Origin of the sequence: Enterobacter cloacae complex sp. FDA-CDC-AR_0164 (assembly GCF_003071645.1) — a bacterium.
In the GTDB taxonomy this organism is placed as follows: domain Bacteria; phylum Pseudomonadota; class Gammaproteobacteria; order Enterobacterales; family Enterobacteriaceae; genus Enterobacter; species Enterobacter ludwigii.
On sequence record NZ_CP028950.1, the window covers coordinates 1848107 to 1862108 of the forward strand.

24 protein-coding genes are annotated in these 14002 nt (G+C 50.5%); 23 read left to right on the top strand and 1 reads right to left on the bottom strand.

Features of this window, described 5'->3' with window-relative positions; translation table 11 throughout:
- Positions 1-126 precede the first annotated feature (126 nt).
- From AM410_RS08975 to bfr, 10 genes are all read left to right on the top strand, one after another.
- Positions 127-849 (top strand): helix-turn-helix transcriptional regulator, encoded by a 723-nt coding sequence (locus AM410_RS08975; RefSeq protein ID WP_014171909.1) that lies wholly within the window; start codon positions 127-129, stop codon positions 847-849.
- Positions 849-1235, top strand: coding sequence for a sulfurtransferase complex subunit TusD (gene tusD, locus AM410_RS08980; RefSeq protein WP_014171908.1), 387 nt, complete (start codon positions 849-851; stop codon positions 1233-1235). Before AM410_RS08975 ends, tusD begins: the two co-directional genes overlap by 1 nt.
- Positions 1235-1594 (top strand): sulfurtransferase complex subunit TusC, encoded by a 360-nt coding sequence (gene tusC / locus AM410_RS08985; protein WP_073397611.1) that lies wholly within the window; start codon positions 1235-1237, stop codon positions 1592-1594. Before tusD ends, tusC begins: the two co-directional genes overlap by 1 nt.
- Positions 1595-1601: 7 nt before the next feature.
- Complete coding sequence (tusB, locus tag AM410_RS08990) at positions 1602-1889, top strand: sulfurtransferase complex subunit TusB (RefSeq protein ID WP_014171906.1); 288 nt, start codon at positions 1602-1604, stop codon at positions 1887-1889.
- Positions 1890-2013: 124 nt separating this feature from the next.
- Positions 2014-2388 (top strand): 30S ribosomal protein S12, encoded by a 375-nt coding sequence (rpsL, locus tag AM410_RS08995; RefSeq protein WP_000246815.1) that lies wholly within the window; start codon positions 2014-2016, stop codon positions 2386-2388.
- A gap of 96 nt (positions 2389-2484) precedes the next feature.
- Positions 2485-2955, top strand: a complete 471-nt coding sequence (gene rpsG / locus AM410_RS09000; RefSeq protein ID WP_003861706.1) for a 30S ribosomal protein S7 — start codon at positions 2485-2487, stop codon at positions 2953-2955.
- Between the two features lie 96 nt (positions 2956-3051).
- Positions 3052-5166 (top strand): elongation factor G, encoded by a 2115-nt coding sequence (gene fusA, locus AM410_RS09005; RefSeq protein ID WP_014171904.1) that lies wholly within the window; start codon positions 3052-3054, stop codon positions 5164-5166.
- A gap of 69 nt (positions 5167-5235) precedes the next feature.
- Positions 5236-6420 carry an elongation factor Tu gene (gene tuf / locus AM410_RS09010; RefSeq protein WP_014171903.1) on the top strand — a complete coding sequence of 395 codons (1185 nt, stop codon included), beginning with the start codon at positions 5236-5238 and terminating at the stop codon, positions 6418-6420.
- A gap of 179 nt (positions 6421-6599) precedes the next feature.
- Positions 6600-6794, top strand: coding sequence for a bacterioferritin-associated ferredoxin (bfd, locus tag AM410_RS09015; RefSeq protein WP_008503493.1), 195 nt, complete (start codon positions 6600-6602; stop codon positions 6792-6794).
- Positions 6795-6866: 72 nt separating this feature from the next.
- Positions 6867-7343, top strand: a complete 477-nt coding sequence (gene bfr / locus AM410_RS09020; RefSeq protein ID WP_014171902.1) for a bacterioferritin — start codon at positions 6867-6869, stop codon at positions 7341-7343.
- Here the strand turns inward: bfr and AM410_RS09025 are convergent.
- On the bottom strand, positions 7327-7800 hold the full coding sequence (locus AM410_RS09025; protein ID WP_073397828.1) for a prepilin peptidase: 474 nt from the start codon (positions 7798-7800) through the stop codon (positions 7327-7329). The two genes, bfr and AM410_RS09025, sit on opposite strands and share 17 nt — an antisense overlap.
- A 379-nt stretch (positions 7801-8179) precedes the next feature.
- Between AM410_RS09025 and rpsJ the strand changes: the two genes are divergently transcribed.
- From rpsJ to rplX, 13 genes are all read left to right on the top strand, one after another.
- On the top strand, positions 8180-8491 hold the full coding sequence (gene rpsJ / locus AM410_RS09030) for a 30S ribosomal protein S10 (RefSeq protein WP_001181005.1): 312 nt from the start codon (positions 8180-8182) through the stop codon (positions 8489-8491).
- A gap of 32 nt (positions 8492-8523) precedes the next feature.
- A complete protein-coding gene (gene rplC / locus AM410_RS09035) occupies positions 8524-9153 on the top strand; it encodes a 50S ribosomal protein L3 (protein ID WP_006178923.1) in 630 nt (209 codons plus the stop codon).
- A 10-nt stretch (positions 9154-9163) separates the two neighbouring features.
- Entirely contained in the window at positions 9164-9769 is a 606-nt protein-coding gene (gene rplD / locus AM410_RS09040; protein ID WP_000424395.1) for a 50S ribosomal protein L4, read from the top strand.
- A complete protein-coding gene (gene rplW, locus AM410_RS09045) occupies positions 9766-10068 on the top strand; it encodes a 50S ribosomal protein L23 (protein ID WP_000617546.1) in 303 nt (100 codons plus the stop codon). Before rplD ends, rplW begins: the two co-directional genes overlap by 4 nt.
- Positions 10069-10085: 17 nt before the next feature.
- Positions 10086-10907 carry a 50S ribosomal protein L2 gene (gene rplB, locus AM410_RS09050; protein ID WP_000301859.1) on the top strand — a complete coding sequence of 274 codons (822 nt, stop codon included), beginning with the start codon at positions 10086-10088 and terminating at the stop codon, positions 10905-10907.
- 16 nt (positions 10908-10923) lie between these two features.
- Positions 10924-11202: a 30S ribosomal protein S19 gene (rpsS, locus tag AM410_RS09055; protein ID WP_001138117.1), complete on the top strand. Its 279-nt coding sequence runs from the start codon at positions 10924-10926 to the stop codon at positions 11200-11202.
- Positions 11203-11216: 14 nt separating this feature from the next.
- The gene (gene rplV, locus AM410_RS09060) at positions 11217-11549 is read left to right on the top strand and encodes a 50S ribosomal protein L22 (protein WP_002919773.1); all 333 of its coding nucleotides are present in this window, start codon (positions 11217-11219) and stop codon (positions 11547-11549) included.
- A 17-nt stretch (positions 11550-11566) separates the two neighbouring features.
- Positions 11567-12268 (top strand): 30S ribosomal protein S3, encoded by a 702-nt coding sequence (rpsC, locus tag AM410_RS09065; RefSeq protein WP_000529945.1) that lies wholly within the window; start codon positions 11567-11569, stop codon positions 12266-12268.
- A gap of 12 nt (positions 12269-12280) precedes the next feature.
- A complete protein-coding gene (gene rplP, locus AM410_RS09070; protein WP_002919759.1) occupies positions 12281-12691 on the top strand; it encodes a 50S ribosomal protein L16 in 411 nt (136 codons plus the stop codon).
- Positions 12691-12882: a 50S ribosomal protein L29 gene (gene rpmC / locus AM410_RS09075; RefSeq protein WP_003863282.1), complete on the top strand. Its 192-nt coding sequence runs from the start codon at positions 12691-12693 to the stop codon at positions 12880-12882. The genes rplP and rpmC overlap by 1 nt, the downstream gene beginning before the upstream one ends.
- The gene (gene rpsQ / locus AM410_RS09080) at positions 12882-13136 is read left to right on the top strand and encodes a 30S ribosomal protein S17 (RefSeq protein ID WP_008503489.1); all 255 of its coding nucleotides are present in this window, start codon (positions 12882-12884) and stop codon (positions 13134-13136) included. Before rpmC ends, rpsQ begins: the two co-directional genes overlap by 1 nt.
- Before the next feature lie 166 nt (positions 13137-13302).
- A complete protein-coding gene (gene rplN, locus AM410_RS09085; RefSeq protein ID WP_002919748.1) occupies positions 13303-13674 on the top strand; it encodes a 50S ribosomal protein L14 in 372 nt (123 codons plus the stop codon).
- Positions 13675-13684: 10 nt separating this feature from the next.
- Positions 13685-13999 (top strand): 50S ribosomal protein L24, encoded by a 315-nt coding sequence (gene rplX, locus AM410_RS09090; protein ID WP_000729185.1) that lies wholly within the window; start codon positions 13685-13687, stop codon positions 13997-13999.
- The last annotated feature ends 3 nt before the right edge of the window (positions 14000-14002 follow it).

Sequence of the window (14002 nt, forward strand, 5' to 3'; positions counted from 1 at the left end):
ATTGTGGGGCAGATATAATTAACACTGGAAAGCGTTATGCACGCTGTATTAATTTAGTTGTCCGTGTAGATAATGAGCCTGCCCTGAAAACCTAACGACAGGCTCCTGAAAAGGAGTGTTTTTTTCATGTCCAGGTCGCTTTTAACCAACGAAACCAGTGAACTTGATTTACTGGATCAACGTCCTTTCGACCAGACCGACTTCGATATTCTGAAATCCTACGAGGCGGTAGTGGACGGGTTAGCGATGCTCATTGGGTCCCACTGCGAAATCGTATTGCACTCCCTGCAAGATCTTAAGTGTTCCGCCATCCGCATTGCTAATGGTGAGCATACTGGCCGTAAAATTGGTTCGCCAATCACCGACCTTGCATTGCGTATGCTGCATGACATGACCGGCGCGGACAGCAGTGTCTCCAAATGTTATTTCACTCGCGCCAAAAGCGGCGTACTGATGAAATCAGAAACCATCGCGATTCGAAATCGCGAGCATCGCGTGATCGGTCTGTTGTGCATCAACATGAACCTTGATGTGCCGTTCTCGCAAATCATGAGCACTTTCATACCGCCTGAAACGCCGGACGTTGGCTCCTCAGTTAACTTTGCCTCCTCGGTTGAAGATCTGGTGACGCAGACGCTTGAGTTCACTATCGAAGAGGTGAATGCCGATCGCAACGTATCGAACAACGCCAAGAATCGTCAGATCGTGCTGAATCTCTATGAGAAAGGGATTTTTGACATCAAAGACGCCATTAACCAGGTGGCCGATCGCCTGAACATTTCCAAGCATACGGTCTACCTCTACATCCGCCAGTTCAAAAGCGGTGATTTCCAGGGGCAAGACAAGTAATGCGTTTTTCGCTGATGGTGACAGGCCCGGCGTATGGTACTCAGCAGGCCAGCAGCGCGCTGCAGTTTGCGCATGCGTTACTGGCTGCCGGACATGAGCTGGTGAGCGTCTTCTTTTATCGGGAAGGGGTGTATAACGCCAACCAGTTTACCTCACCGGCCAGCGATGAATTTGATCTGGTGCGCGCCTGGCAGACGCTGAACGAGACAAGGGGGGTTGCGCTGCATATCTGCGTGGCGGCAGCCCTGCGTCGCGGCGTGACCGATGCCACCGAAGCTGAACGTCTTGGCTTGCCAGGGGCCAACCTGCAGCCGGGGTTTTCGTTGAGCGGTCTGGGCGCACTGGCACAGGCTGCGTTAACCTGCGACAGAGTGGTGCAATTCTGATGAAACGCGTGGCGTTTGTTTTTTCATCTGCTCCGCACGGTAGTGCGTCCGGCAGAGAAGGGCTGGATGCGTTGCTCGCAACATCAGCACTGACCGAAGACATCGGTGTCTTCTTTTTAGGGGATGGCGTGTTTCAGCTTCTGGCAGGCCAGCAGCCGCAGGCTATTCTGGCGCGGGATTACATCGCGACCTTTAAAGTGCTGCCGCTTTACGACATTGAAACCTTTTTTGTCTGCGCTGATTCTCTGGCTGCGCGCGGTCTGCGCGATAAGACGTCTTTCGTGCTGGATATAACACTCCTCCCGGCCGACGCGCTGCGCGACCAACTTTCCCATTACGACACTGTTCTGAATTTCTGAGGCTGACATGCTCCATACCCTGAGCCGTTCACCGTGGCATTGTGATATCGACGCATTACTGAGTATGCTGCGCGAAGGTGATGACCTGCTGCTGATTCAGGATGGCGTACTGGCTGCGCTTGAAGGAAGTCGTTTCGTTGAAATTCTCAGCAATGCCCCCATATCCGTCTCTGCGCTGAAAGACGATCTTGAGGCGCGAGGTCTTTCTGGTCAAATTTCAGCCAAAATTGACGTGGTTGGCTATACTGATTTCGTCAATCTTACTGTGACGCACGCCAGTCAAATGAACTGGTGATCCGAGATCGCTGTATATTTCTTGACACCTTTTCGACGTAGCCCTAAAATTTCGCGTCCTCATATTGTATGAGGTCGTTTTATTACGTGTTTACGAAGCAAAAGCTAAAACCAGGAGCTATTTAATGGCAACAGTTAACCAGCTGGTACGCAAACCACGTGCGCGCAAAGTTGCAAAAAGCAACGTGCCTGCACTGGAAGCCTGCCCGCAGAAACGTGGCGTATGTACTCGTGTATATACCACCACTCCTAAAAAACCAAACTCCGCACTGCGTAAAGTATGCCGTGTGCGTTTGACTAACGGTTTCGAAGTGACTTCCTACATCGGTGGTGAAGGTCACAACCTGCAGGAGCACTCCGTGATCCTGATCCGTGGCGGTCGTGTTAAAGACCTTCCGGGTGTTCGTTACCACACCGTTCGTGGTGCGCTGGACTGCTCAGGTGTTAAAGACCGTAAGCAGGCTCGCTCCAAGTACGGCGTGAAGCGTCCTAAGGCTTAATGGTTCTCCGTTAAGTAAGGCCAAACTGATTTATCTTAATGTCAAACTAAACTCGTAGAGTTTTGGACAATCCTGAATTAACAACGGAGTATTCCCATGCCACGTCGTCGCGTCATTGGTCAGCGTAAAATTCTTCCAGATCCGAAATTCGGATCAGAACTGCTGGCAAAATTTGTAAATATCCTGATGGTAGATGGTAAAAAATCTACTGCAGAAGCAATCGTATACAGCGCGCTGGAGACCCTGGCTCAGCGCTCTGGTAAAAATGAACTGGAAGCTTTCGAAGTCGCTCTCGACAACGTGCGCCCGACTGTAGAAGTTAAGTCTCGCCGCGTTGGTGGTTCTACTTATCAGGTTCCAGTTGAAGTTCGTCCGGTTCGTCGTAATGCTCTGGCAATGCGTTGGATCGTTGAAGCTGCTCGTAAACGCGGTGATAAATCCATGGCTCTGCGTCTGGCGAACGAACTTTCTGATGCTGCAGAAAACAAAGGTACTGCAGTTAAGAAACGTGAAGACGTTCACCGTATGGCAGAAGCCAACAAGGCGTTCGCACACTACCGTTGGTAATCCCTTCGGAGTATTAGTCACCAGGCGGGCGCTTCAGCGAAGCTGCCCGTCCTGGGTTACTTAACTGAACGCCTAAAGAAACAAACGAGGAATCAAATGGCTCGTACAACACCCATCGCACGTTACCGTAACATTGGTATCAGTGCGCACATCGACGCCGGTAAGACCACTACTACCGAACGTATTCTGTTCTACACCGGTGTAAACCATAAAATCGGTGAAGTTCATGACGGCGCAGCCACCATGGACTGGATGGAACAGGAGCAGGAGCGTGGTATTACTATCACCTCCGCAGCGACTACTGCATTCTGGTCAGGTATGGCTAAGCAGTACGAACCGCATCGCGTTAACATCATCGACACCCCAGGGCACGTTGACTTCACCATCGAAGTAGAACGTTCCATGCGTGTTCTTGACGGCGCGGTAATGGTTTATTGCGCAGTTGGTGGTGTTCAGCCACAGTCTGAGACCGTATGGCGTCAGGCGAACAAATATAAAGTTCCACGCATCGCGTTCGTTAACAAAATGGACCGTATGGGTGCTAACTTCCTGAAAGTTGTTGGTCAGATCAAATCCCGTCTGGGCGCGAACCCTGTTCCGCTGCAGCTGGCAATTGGTGCTGAAGAAGGCTTCACCGGCGTTATCGACCTGGTGAAAATGAAAGCCATCAACTGGAACGATGCAGACCAGGGCGTTACCTTCGAATACGAAGATATCCCAGCTGAGATGCAGGACCTGGCTGACGAATGGCACCAGAACCTGATCGAATCCGCTGCTGAAGCTTCTGAAGAGCTGATGGAGAAATACCTGGGTGGTGAAGAACTGACTGAAGAAGAGATCAAAAAAGCTCTGCGTCAGCGTGTTCTGAACAACGAAATCATCCTGGTAACCTGTGGTTCTGCATTCAAGAACAAAGGTGTTCAGGCGATGCTGGATGCGGTAATTGATTACCTGCCATCCCCGGTTGACGTTCCTGCGATCAACGGCATCCTGGACGACGGTAAAGATACTCCGGCTGAACGTCACGCAAGCGACGAAGAGCCGTTCTCTGCACTGGCGTTCAAAATTGCTACCGACCCATTCGTGGGTAACCTGACCTTCTTCCGCGTTTACTCTGGTGTGGTTAACTCCGGTGACACCATCCTGAACTCCGTGAAAACGGCGCGTGAACGTTTTGGCCGTATCGTACAGATGCACGCTAACAAACGTGAAGAGATCAAAGAAGTTCGTGCGGGCGACATCGCTGCAGCAATCGGTCTGAAAGACGTGACTACTGGTGACACCCTGTGTGACCCGGATCACCCGATCATTCTGGAGCGTATGGAATTCCCTGAGCCGGTAATCTCCATCGCGGTTGAACCAAAAACCAAAGCTGACCAGGAAAAAATGGGTCTGGCTCTGGGCCGTCTGGCGAAAGAAGACCCATCATTCCGCGTATGGACTGATGAAGAATCTAACCAGACCATCATCGCTGGTATGGGTGAACTGCACCTGGACATCATCGTTGACCGTATGAAGCGTGAATTCAACGTTGAAGCGAACGTGGGTAAACCTCAGGTTGCTTACCGCGAAGCGATTCGTGCGAAAGTTACCGATGTTGAAGGTAAACACGCTAAGCAGTCTGGTGGTCGCGGTCAGTACGGTCACGTTGTGATCGACATGTACCCACTGGAGCCGGGCTCTAACCCTAAAGGTTACGAGTTCATCAACGACATCAAAGGTGGTGTAATTCCTGGCGAATACATCCCAGCCGTTGATAAAGGTATCCAGGAACAGCTGAAAGCGGGCCCTCTGGCTGGCTATCCGGTTGTTGACATGGGTGTCCGTCTGCACTTCGGTTCTTACCACGACGTTGACTCCTCTGAACTGGCGTTTAAACTGGCTGCGTCTATTGCCTTTAAAGAAGGCTTTAAGAAAGCAAAACCAGTTCTGCTTGAGCCAATCATGAAGGTTGAAGTAGAGACTCCTGAAGAGAACACCGGTGACGTTATCGGTGACTTGAGCCGTCGTCGCGGTATGCTGCGCGGTCAGGAATCCGAAGTAACTGGCGTTAAGATCCATGCTGAAGTTCCGCTGTCTGAAATGTTCGGATATGCAACTCAGCTGCGTTCTCTGACCAAAGGTCGTGCATCATACACCATGGAATTCCTGAAGTATGATGATGCGCCTAACAACGTTGCTCAGGCCGTTATCGAAGCCCGTGGTAAGTAATCCACAGGATTAAAACCTAAGTCCCGTGCTCTCTCCGAAGGGGAGAGCACTATAGTAAGGAATATAGCCGTGTCTAAAGAAAAATTTGAACGTACAAAACCGCACGTCAACGTTGGTACTATCGGCCACGTTGACCATGGTAAAACTACCCTGACCGCTGCAATCACTACCGTACTGGCTAAAACCTACGGCGGTGCTGCTCGTGCATTCGACCAGATCGATAACGCACCAGAAGAAAAAGCGCGTGGTATCACCATCAACACCTCTCACGTTGAGTATGACACCCCGACTCGCCACTACGCACACGTAGACTGCCCAGGCCACGCCGACTATGTTAAAAACATGATCACCGGTGCTGCGCAGATGGACGGCGCGATCCTGGTTGTTGCTGCGACTGACGGCCCAATGCCTCAGACCCGTGAGCACATCCTGCTGGGTCGTCAGGTAGGCGTTCCTTACATCATCGTGTTCCTGAACAAATGTGACATGGTTGATGACGAAGAGCTGCTGGAACTGGTAGAGATGGAAGTTCGTGAACTGCTGTCTCAGTACGATTTCCCAGGCGACGACACCCCAATCGTTCGTGGTTCCGCGCTGAAAGCGCTGGAAGGCGAAGCAGAGTGGGAAGAGAAAATCATCGAACTGGCTGGCTTCCTGGATTCTTACATCCCAGAACCAGAGCGTGCGATTGACAAGCCGTTCCTGCTGCCAATCGAAGACGTATTCTCCATCTCCGGTCGTGGTACCGTTGTTACCGGTCGTGTTGAGCGCGGTATCATCAAAGTTGGCGAAGAAGTTGAAATCGTTGGTATCAAAGAGACTGCTAAGTCTACCTGTACTGGCGTTGAAATGTTCCGCAAACTGCTGGACGAAGGCCGTGCTGGTGAGAACGTAGGTGTTCTGCTGCGTGGTATCAAACGTGAAGAAATCGAACGTGGTCAGGTACTGGCTAAGCCAGGCTCAATCAAGCCACACACCAAGTTCGAATCTGAAGTGTATATCCTGTCCAAAGACGAAGGCGGCCGTCATACTCCGTTCTTCAAAGGCTACCGTCCACAGTTCTACTTCCGTACAACTGACGTGACCGGTACCATCGAACTGCCAGAAGGCGTTGAGATGGTAATGCCAGGCGACAACATCAAGATGGTTGTGACGCTGATCCACCCAATCGCGATGGACGACGGTCTGCGTTTCGCAATCCGTGAAGGCGGCCGTACCGTTGGCGCGGGCGTTGTTGCTAAAGTTCTGGGCTAATTACTTATCCCTGAATTAAAAAAGGACGCTTCGGCGTCCTTTTTTGTTTTCTGCCGTTATGTGTCTGTCACAAATTTTCGCATTTTTCGTCCTCTCCCGCCCCGTATACGGGTGTTTGTGCTATTGTAATCATAACCATTCTCACTTACACTTTGCGCATATTTTGAACGGGAGTCTTTATGTACGTTTGTTTATGTAATGGTGTAAGCGACAAAAAAATACGTCAGGCCGTTCGCCAGTTTCAGCCACAGTCCTTCCAGCAGCTTCGCAAATTTGTTCCAGTGGGAAATCAATGCGGTAAATGTGTACGTGCTGCACGTGAGATCATGCAGGACGAATTGATGCAGATCCCGGAATACAAAGAGATTGCGTAAGCGCCCATCTTTTTTTTGACATCCCTGTAGCCCGATCTACGCTTCAATGAGTGGAAGCGGAGGGACTATATAATGAAAGGTGATGTTAAAATCATAAGTTATCTCAATAAATTATTGGGAAATGAGCTTGTCGCGATCAATCAGTATTTTCTCCATGCGAGAATGTTCAAAAACTGGGGCCTGATGCGCCTCAACGATGTTGAATACCATGAATCCATCGATGAGATGAAACATGCCGATAAATACATCGAGCGTATTTTATTCCTTGAAGGCATTCCTAACCTGCAGGATCTCGGCAAACTCGGCATCGGTGAAGATGTTGAAGAGATGCTTCGGTCCGACCTCAGGCTCGAGCTTGAAGGCGCAAAAGATCTCCGCGAAGCCATTGCCTATGCGGACAGTGTTCATGACTACGTCAGCCGCGATATGATGATCCAGATTCTGGCCGATGAAGAAGGGCATATCGACTGGCTTGAAACTGAGCTGGATCTCATCAGTAAAATTGGTCTGCAGAATTATCTTCAATCCCAGATTAAAGTGGCTGACTAAACAGCGTCTGCCAACCAACACTTAAACCCGCTGCCGCCAGAAATGGCCCAAAAGGCAGTGGGTTTTTTAATGCCTGTTTATCAGGAGCCGGTAAAGCGAGAATCAGCTGGTAAAGAAGCGCCAACAATGCGGCGGTTAACACCAGTGCGGGCAATATGTGCCAACCGTGCCACGCCCCCAGTGCCGAAAGATATTTCACATCGCCATAGCCCATCCCTTCACGTCCAGTCAGAAGCCGGTAGCCCCAGTAGATAATCGCAAAGCTCACATACCCTGCCATCGCGCCAGCCACTGCGTTCGAAAGAAAGTCAGGATGAAGGCAACGCTGGAAGAGCAGGCCGGTCCATAAGAGGGGACAGAGGTATTTATCCGGGAGAAGGCCGGCACGAATATCTTCACGTACCAGTAAACCGGAGAGTGCGAAGTAAACGAGCAGAAAGGGGAGGGGAATCAGCATACGCAAAGCCTCAAAGATGTTTGGTGCATACTCTTCTCATGATGCAAGGCCAGCAACGTCCGTACACAGGAATTGCGTGAGGGGTTCATAAGAAGAGATGAAAGCAGACAGGTTGCTGCAAATAATGGAATGCCCTACGCATCGCATGTCTTTGGCGCTTAATTTCTAAACGGCACTTGCGTCTTGCTCAGATTTACGTATAATGCGCGGGCTTGTCGTAGTTGACGGCGGGTTCAATCTGAACCGGAGTAGCTAATTTTGTTACTCAACAATGCTCCCAATCGGGGAGCTACGTAAGAACGGTTACACTCTCCCATCAATCGTAATGGGTTTGAGGAGTAATCATTTTCGTTTATAAAATAATTGGAGCTCTGGTCTCATGCAGAACCAAAGAATCCGTATCCGCCTTAAAGCGTTTGATCATCGTCTGATCGATCAATCAACCGCGGAAATCGTCGAGACTGCTAAGCGCACTGGTGCGCAAGTCCGTGGTCCGATCCCGCTGCCGACCCGCAAAGAGCGCTTTACCGTTCTGATCTCTCCGCACGTTAACAAAGATGCGCGTGATCAGTACGAAATCCGCACTCACAAGCGTCTGGTTGACATCGTTGAGCCAACTGAGAAAACCGTTGATGCTCTGATGCGTCTGGATCTGGCTGCCGGTGTAGACGTGCAGATCAGCCTGGGTTAATCAGGTCATCGAGCGATTGAGAGGTTGAAACAATGATTGGTTTAGTCGGTAAAAAAGTGGGAATGACCCGCATCTTCACTGAAGATGGCGTTTCTATCCCAGTAACCGTAATCGAAGTTGAAGCAAACCGCGTTACTCAGGTTAAAGATCTGGCTAACGATGGCTACCGCGCTGTTCAGGTTACCACCGGTGCTAAAAAAGCTAACCGTGTAACCAAACCAGAAGCGGGTCACTTCGCTAAAGCTGGCGTTGAAGCTGGCCGTGGTCTGTGGGAATTCCGTCTTGCTGAAGGCGAAGAGTTCACCGTAGGTCAAGACATTAGCGTTGAGCTGTTTGCTGACGTTAAAAAAGTTGACGTAACCGGTACCTCTAAAGGTAAAGGTTTTGCTGGTACCGTTAAGCGCTGGAACTTCCGTACCCAGGACGCTACTCACGGTAACTCCTTGTCTCACCGCGTTCCGGGTTCTATCGGTCAGAACCAGACTCCGGGCAAAGTGTTCAAAGGCAAGAAAATGGCAGGTCAGCTGGGTAACGAACGTGTAACCGTTCAGAGCCTGGACGTAGTACGTGTTGACGCTGAGCGCAACCTGCTGCTGGTTAAGGGTGCTGTTCCGGGTGCTACCGGTAGCGACCTGATCGTTAAACCAGCTGTGAAGGCGTAAGGGGATAGCAATGGAATTAGTATTGAAAGACGCGCAGAGCGCGCTGACTGTTTCCGAAACTACCTTCGGTCGTGATTTCAACGAAGCGCTGGTTCACCAGGTTGTTGTTGCTTATGCAGCTGGTGCTCGTCAGGGTACTCGTGCTCAGAAGACTCGTGCTGAAGTAACTGGTTCTGGCAAAAAGCCATGGCGCCAGAAAGGTACCGGCCGTGCGCGTTCAGGTTCTATCAAGAGCCCGATCTGGCGTTCAGGTGGCGTAACCTTCGCTGCGCGTCCACAGGACCACAGTCAAAAAGTTAACAAAAAGATGTACCGCGGCGCGCTGAAAAGCATTCTGTCCGAACTGGTACGTCAGGATCGTCTGATCGTTGTCGAGAAGTTCTCTGTAGAAGCGCCTAAAACTAAGCTGCTGGCACAGAAACTGAAAGACATGGCTCTGGAAGATGTGCTGATCATCACCGGTGAGCTGGACGAGAACCTGTTCCTGGCCGCACGTAACCTGCACAAGGTTGACGTACGCGATGCGACTGGTATCGACCCGGTTAGCCTGATCGCCTTCGACAAAGTCGTAATGACTGCTGATGCTGTTAAGCAAGTTGAGGAGATGCTGGCATGATTCGTGAAGAACGTCTGCTGAAGGTGCTTCGCGCACCGCACGTTTCTGAAAAAGCGTCTACTGCGATGGAAAAAACAAACACCATCGTTCTCAAAGTTGCTAAAGACGCGACCAAAGCAGAGATCAAAGCTGCTGTGCAGAAACTGTTTGAAGTCGAAGTCGAAGTCGTTAACACCCTGGTTGTTAAAGGGAAAGTTAAACGTCACGGACAGCGTATCGGTCGTCGTAGCGACTGGAAAAAAGCTTACGTCACCCTTAAAGAAGGCCAGAACCTGGACTTCGTTGGCGGCGCTGAGTAAGTCGGAGGAGTAATACAATGGCAGTTGTTAAATGTAAACCGACATCTCCGGGTCGTCGCCACGTAGTTAAAGTGGTTAACCCTGAGCTGCACAAGGGCAAACCTTTTGCTCCGTTGCTGGAAAAAAACAGCAAATCCGGTGGTCGTAACAACAATGGCCGTATCACCACTCGTCACATCGGTGGTGGCCACAAGCAGGCTTATCGTATTGTTGACTTCAAACGCAACAAAGACGGTATCCCAGCAGTTGTTGAACGTCTTGAGTACGATCCGAACCGTTCCGCGAACATCGCGCTGGTTCTGTACAAAGACGGTGAACGCCGTTACATCCTGGCCCCTAAAGGCCTGAAAGCTGGCGACCAGATTCAGTCTGGCGTTGATGCTGCAATCAAAGCAGGCAACACCCTGCCGATGCGCAATATCCCGGTTGGTTCTACCGTTCATAACGTAGAAATGAAACCAGGTAAAGGCGGTCAGCTGGCGCGTTCCGCGGGTACTTACGTTCAGATCGTTGCTCGTGACGGTGCTTATGTCACCCTGCGTCTGCGTTCTGGTGAAATGCGTAAAGTCGAAGCAGATTGCCGCGCTACTCTGGGCGAAGTTGGCAATGCTGAGCATATGCTGCGCGTTCTGGGTAAAGCTGGTGCTGCACGCTGGCGTGGTGTTCGTCCTACCGTTCGCGGTACTGCGATGAACCCAGTAGACCACCCACATGGTGGTGGTGAAGGTCGTAACTTTGGTAAGCACCCGGTAACTCCGTGGGGCGTTCAGACCAAAGGTAAGAAGACCCGCAGCAACAAGCGTACTGATAAATTTATCGTACGTCGCCGTAGCAAATAATTTTAGAGGATAAGCCATGCCACGTTCTCTCAAGAAAGGTCCTTTTATTGACCTGCACTTGCTGAAGAAGGTAGAGAAAGCGGTGGAAAGCGGAGACAAGAAGCCCCTGCGCACTTGGTCCCGTCGTTCAACGATCTTTCCTAACATGATCGGTTTGACCATCGCTGTCCATAATGGTCGTCAGCACGTTCCAGTCTTTGTTACCGACGAAATGGTTGGTCACAAACTGGGTGAATTCGCACCGACTCGTACTTATCGCGGCCACGCTGCTGATAAAAAAGCGAAGAAGAAATAAGGTAGGAGGAAGAGATGGAAACTTTAGCTCAACATCGCCATGCTCGTTCTTCTGCTCAGAAGGTTCGCCTTGTTGCTGACCTGATTCGCGGTAAGAAAGTGTCGCAGGCCCTGGACATCCTGACCTATACCAACAAGAAAGCTGCGGTATTGGTCAAGAAAGTACTGGAATCTGCCATTGCTAACGCTGAACACAACGATGGCGCTGACATCGACGATCTGAAAGTCGCGAAAATTTTCGTAGATGAAGGCCCAAGCATGAAGCGCATTATGCCGCGTGCGAAAGGTCGTGCAGATCGCATCCTGAAGCGCACCAGCCACATTACTGTGGTTGTGTCCGATCGCTGAGACTCTGGAGACTAGCAATGGGTCAGAAAGTACATCCTAATGGTATTCGCCTGGGTATTGTAAAACCATGGAACTCTACCTGGTTTGCGAACACCAAAGAATTCGCTGACAACCTGGACAGCGATTTTAAAGTACGTCAGTACCTGACTAAGGAACTGGCTAAAGCGTCTGTATCTCGTATCGTTATCGAGCGTCCAGCTAAGAGCATTCGTGTAACCATTCACACTGCTCGTCCTGGCATCGTTATCGGTAAGAAAGGCGAAGACGTAGAAAAACTGCGCAAGGTCGTAGCGGATATCGCTGGCGTTCCTGCACAGATCAATATCGCTGAAGTTCGTAAGCCTGAACTGGACGCTAAATTGGTTGCTGACAGCATCACTTCACAGCTGGAACGTCGTGTTATGTTCCGTCGTGCTATGAAGCGTGCTGTACAGAACGCAATGCGTCTGGGCGCTAAGGGTATCAAAGTTGAAGTTAGCGGCCGTCTGGGCGGCGCGGAAATCGCACGTACCGAATGGTACCGCGAAGGTCGCGTACCGCTGCACACTCTGCGTGCTGACATCGACTACAACACCTCTGAAGCGCACACCACTTACGGTGTAATCGGCGTTAAGGTATGGATCTTCAAAGGTGAGATCCTGGGTGGTATGGCTGCTGTTGAACAACCGGAAAAACCGGCTGCTCAACCTAAAAAGCAGCAGCGTAAAGGCCGTAAATAAGGAGCGTCGCTGATGTTACAACCAAAGCGTACAAAATTCCGTAAAGTGCACAAAGGCCGCAACCGTGGTCTGGCGCAGGGTACGGATGTTAGCTTCGGCACTTTCGGTCTGAAAGCTGTTGGCCGTGGTCGTCTGACTGCACGTCAGATCGAAGCAGCACGTCGTGCAATGACCCGTGCAGTTAAGCGTCAAGGTAAGATCTGGATCCGTGTATTCCCGGACAAACCGATCACCGAGAAGCCGCTGGAAGTTCGTATGGGTAAAGGTAAAGGTAACGTGGAGTACTGGGTTGCCTTGATCCAACCGGGCAAAGTCCTTTATGAAATGGACGGCGTTCCGGAAGAGCTGGCCCGTGAAGCCTTCGGCCTGGCAGCAGCGAAACTGCCTATCAAAACCACCTTTGTAACTAAGACGGTGATGTAATGAAAGCAAAAGAGCTGCGTGAAAAAAGCGTTGAAGAGCTGAACGCTGAGCTGCTGAACCTGCTGCGTGAGCAGTTCAACCTGCGTATGCAGGCTGCAAGTGGCCAGCTGCAACAGACTCACCTGCTGAAGCAAGTGCGTCGCAATGTTGCGCGCGTTAAGACTTTACTGACTCAGAAGGCGGGTGCGTAATGACCGATAAAATCCGTACTCTGCAAGGTCGTGTTGTTAGCGACAAAATGGAGAAATCCATCGTTGTAGCTATCGAACGTATTGTGAAACACCCGATCTACGGTAAATTCATCAAACGTACGACCAAACTGCACGTACATGACGAGAACAACGAATGTGGTATCGGCGACAAGGTTGAAATCCGTGAATGCCGTCCACTGTCCAAGACTAAGTCCTGGACGCTGGTTCGCGTTGTAGAGAAAGCGGTTCTGTAATAGAGTACGCATTCTCAATACGAATAAACGGCTCAGCGATGAGCCGTTTATTTTTTCTACCCATATTGTAGAAGCGGTGTTATAATGCCGCGCCCTCGATATGGGGCTTTTTAACGGCTCTGATTTTAGAGTCTCAGGTAGTAGTTGACATTAGCGGAGCACTAAAATGATCCAAGAACAGACTATGCTGAACGTCGCCGACAACTCCGGTGCACGTCGCGTAATGTGTATCAAGGTTCTGGGTGGCTCGCACCGTCGCTACGCAGGCGTAGGCGACATCATCAAGATCACCATCAAAGAAGCAATTCCACGTGGTAAGGTCAAAAAAGGTGATGTGCTGAAAGCGGTAGTGGTGCGCACCAAGAAGGGTGTTCGTCGCCCTGACGGTTCTGTCATTCGCTTCGATGGTAATGCATGCGTTATTTTGAACAATAACAGTGAGCAGCCAATCGGCACGCGTATCTTTGGGCCGGTAACTCGTGAACTTCGTACTGAAAAGTTCATGAAAATTATCTCTCTGGCACCAGAAGTACTCTAAGGAGCGAATCATGGCAGCGAAAATCCGTCGTGATGACGAAGTTATCGTGTTAACCGGTAAAGATAAAGGTAAACGCGGTAAAGTAAAAAATGTCCTGTCTTCCGGCAAGGTCATTGTTGAAGGTATCAACCTGGTTAAGAAACATCAGAAGCCGGTTCCGGCCCTGAACCAACCAGGCGGCATCGTTGAAAAAGAAGCTGCTATTCAGGTTTCTAACGTTGCAATCTTCAATGCGGCAACCGGCAAGGCTGACCGTGTAGGCTTTAGATTCGAAGACGGGAAAAAAGTCCGTTTCTTCAAGTCTAACAGCGAAACTATCAAGTAATTT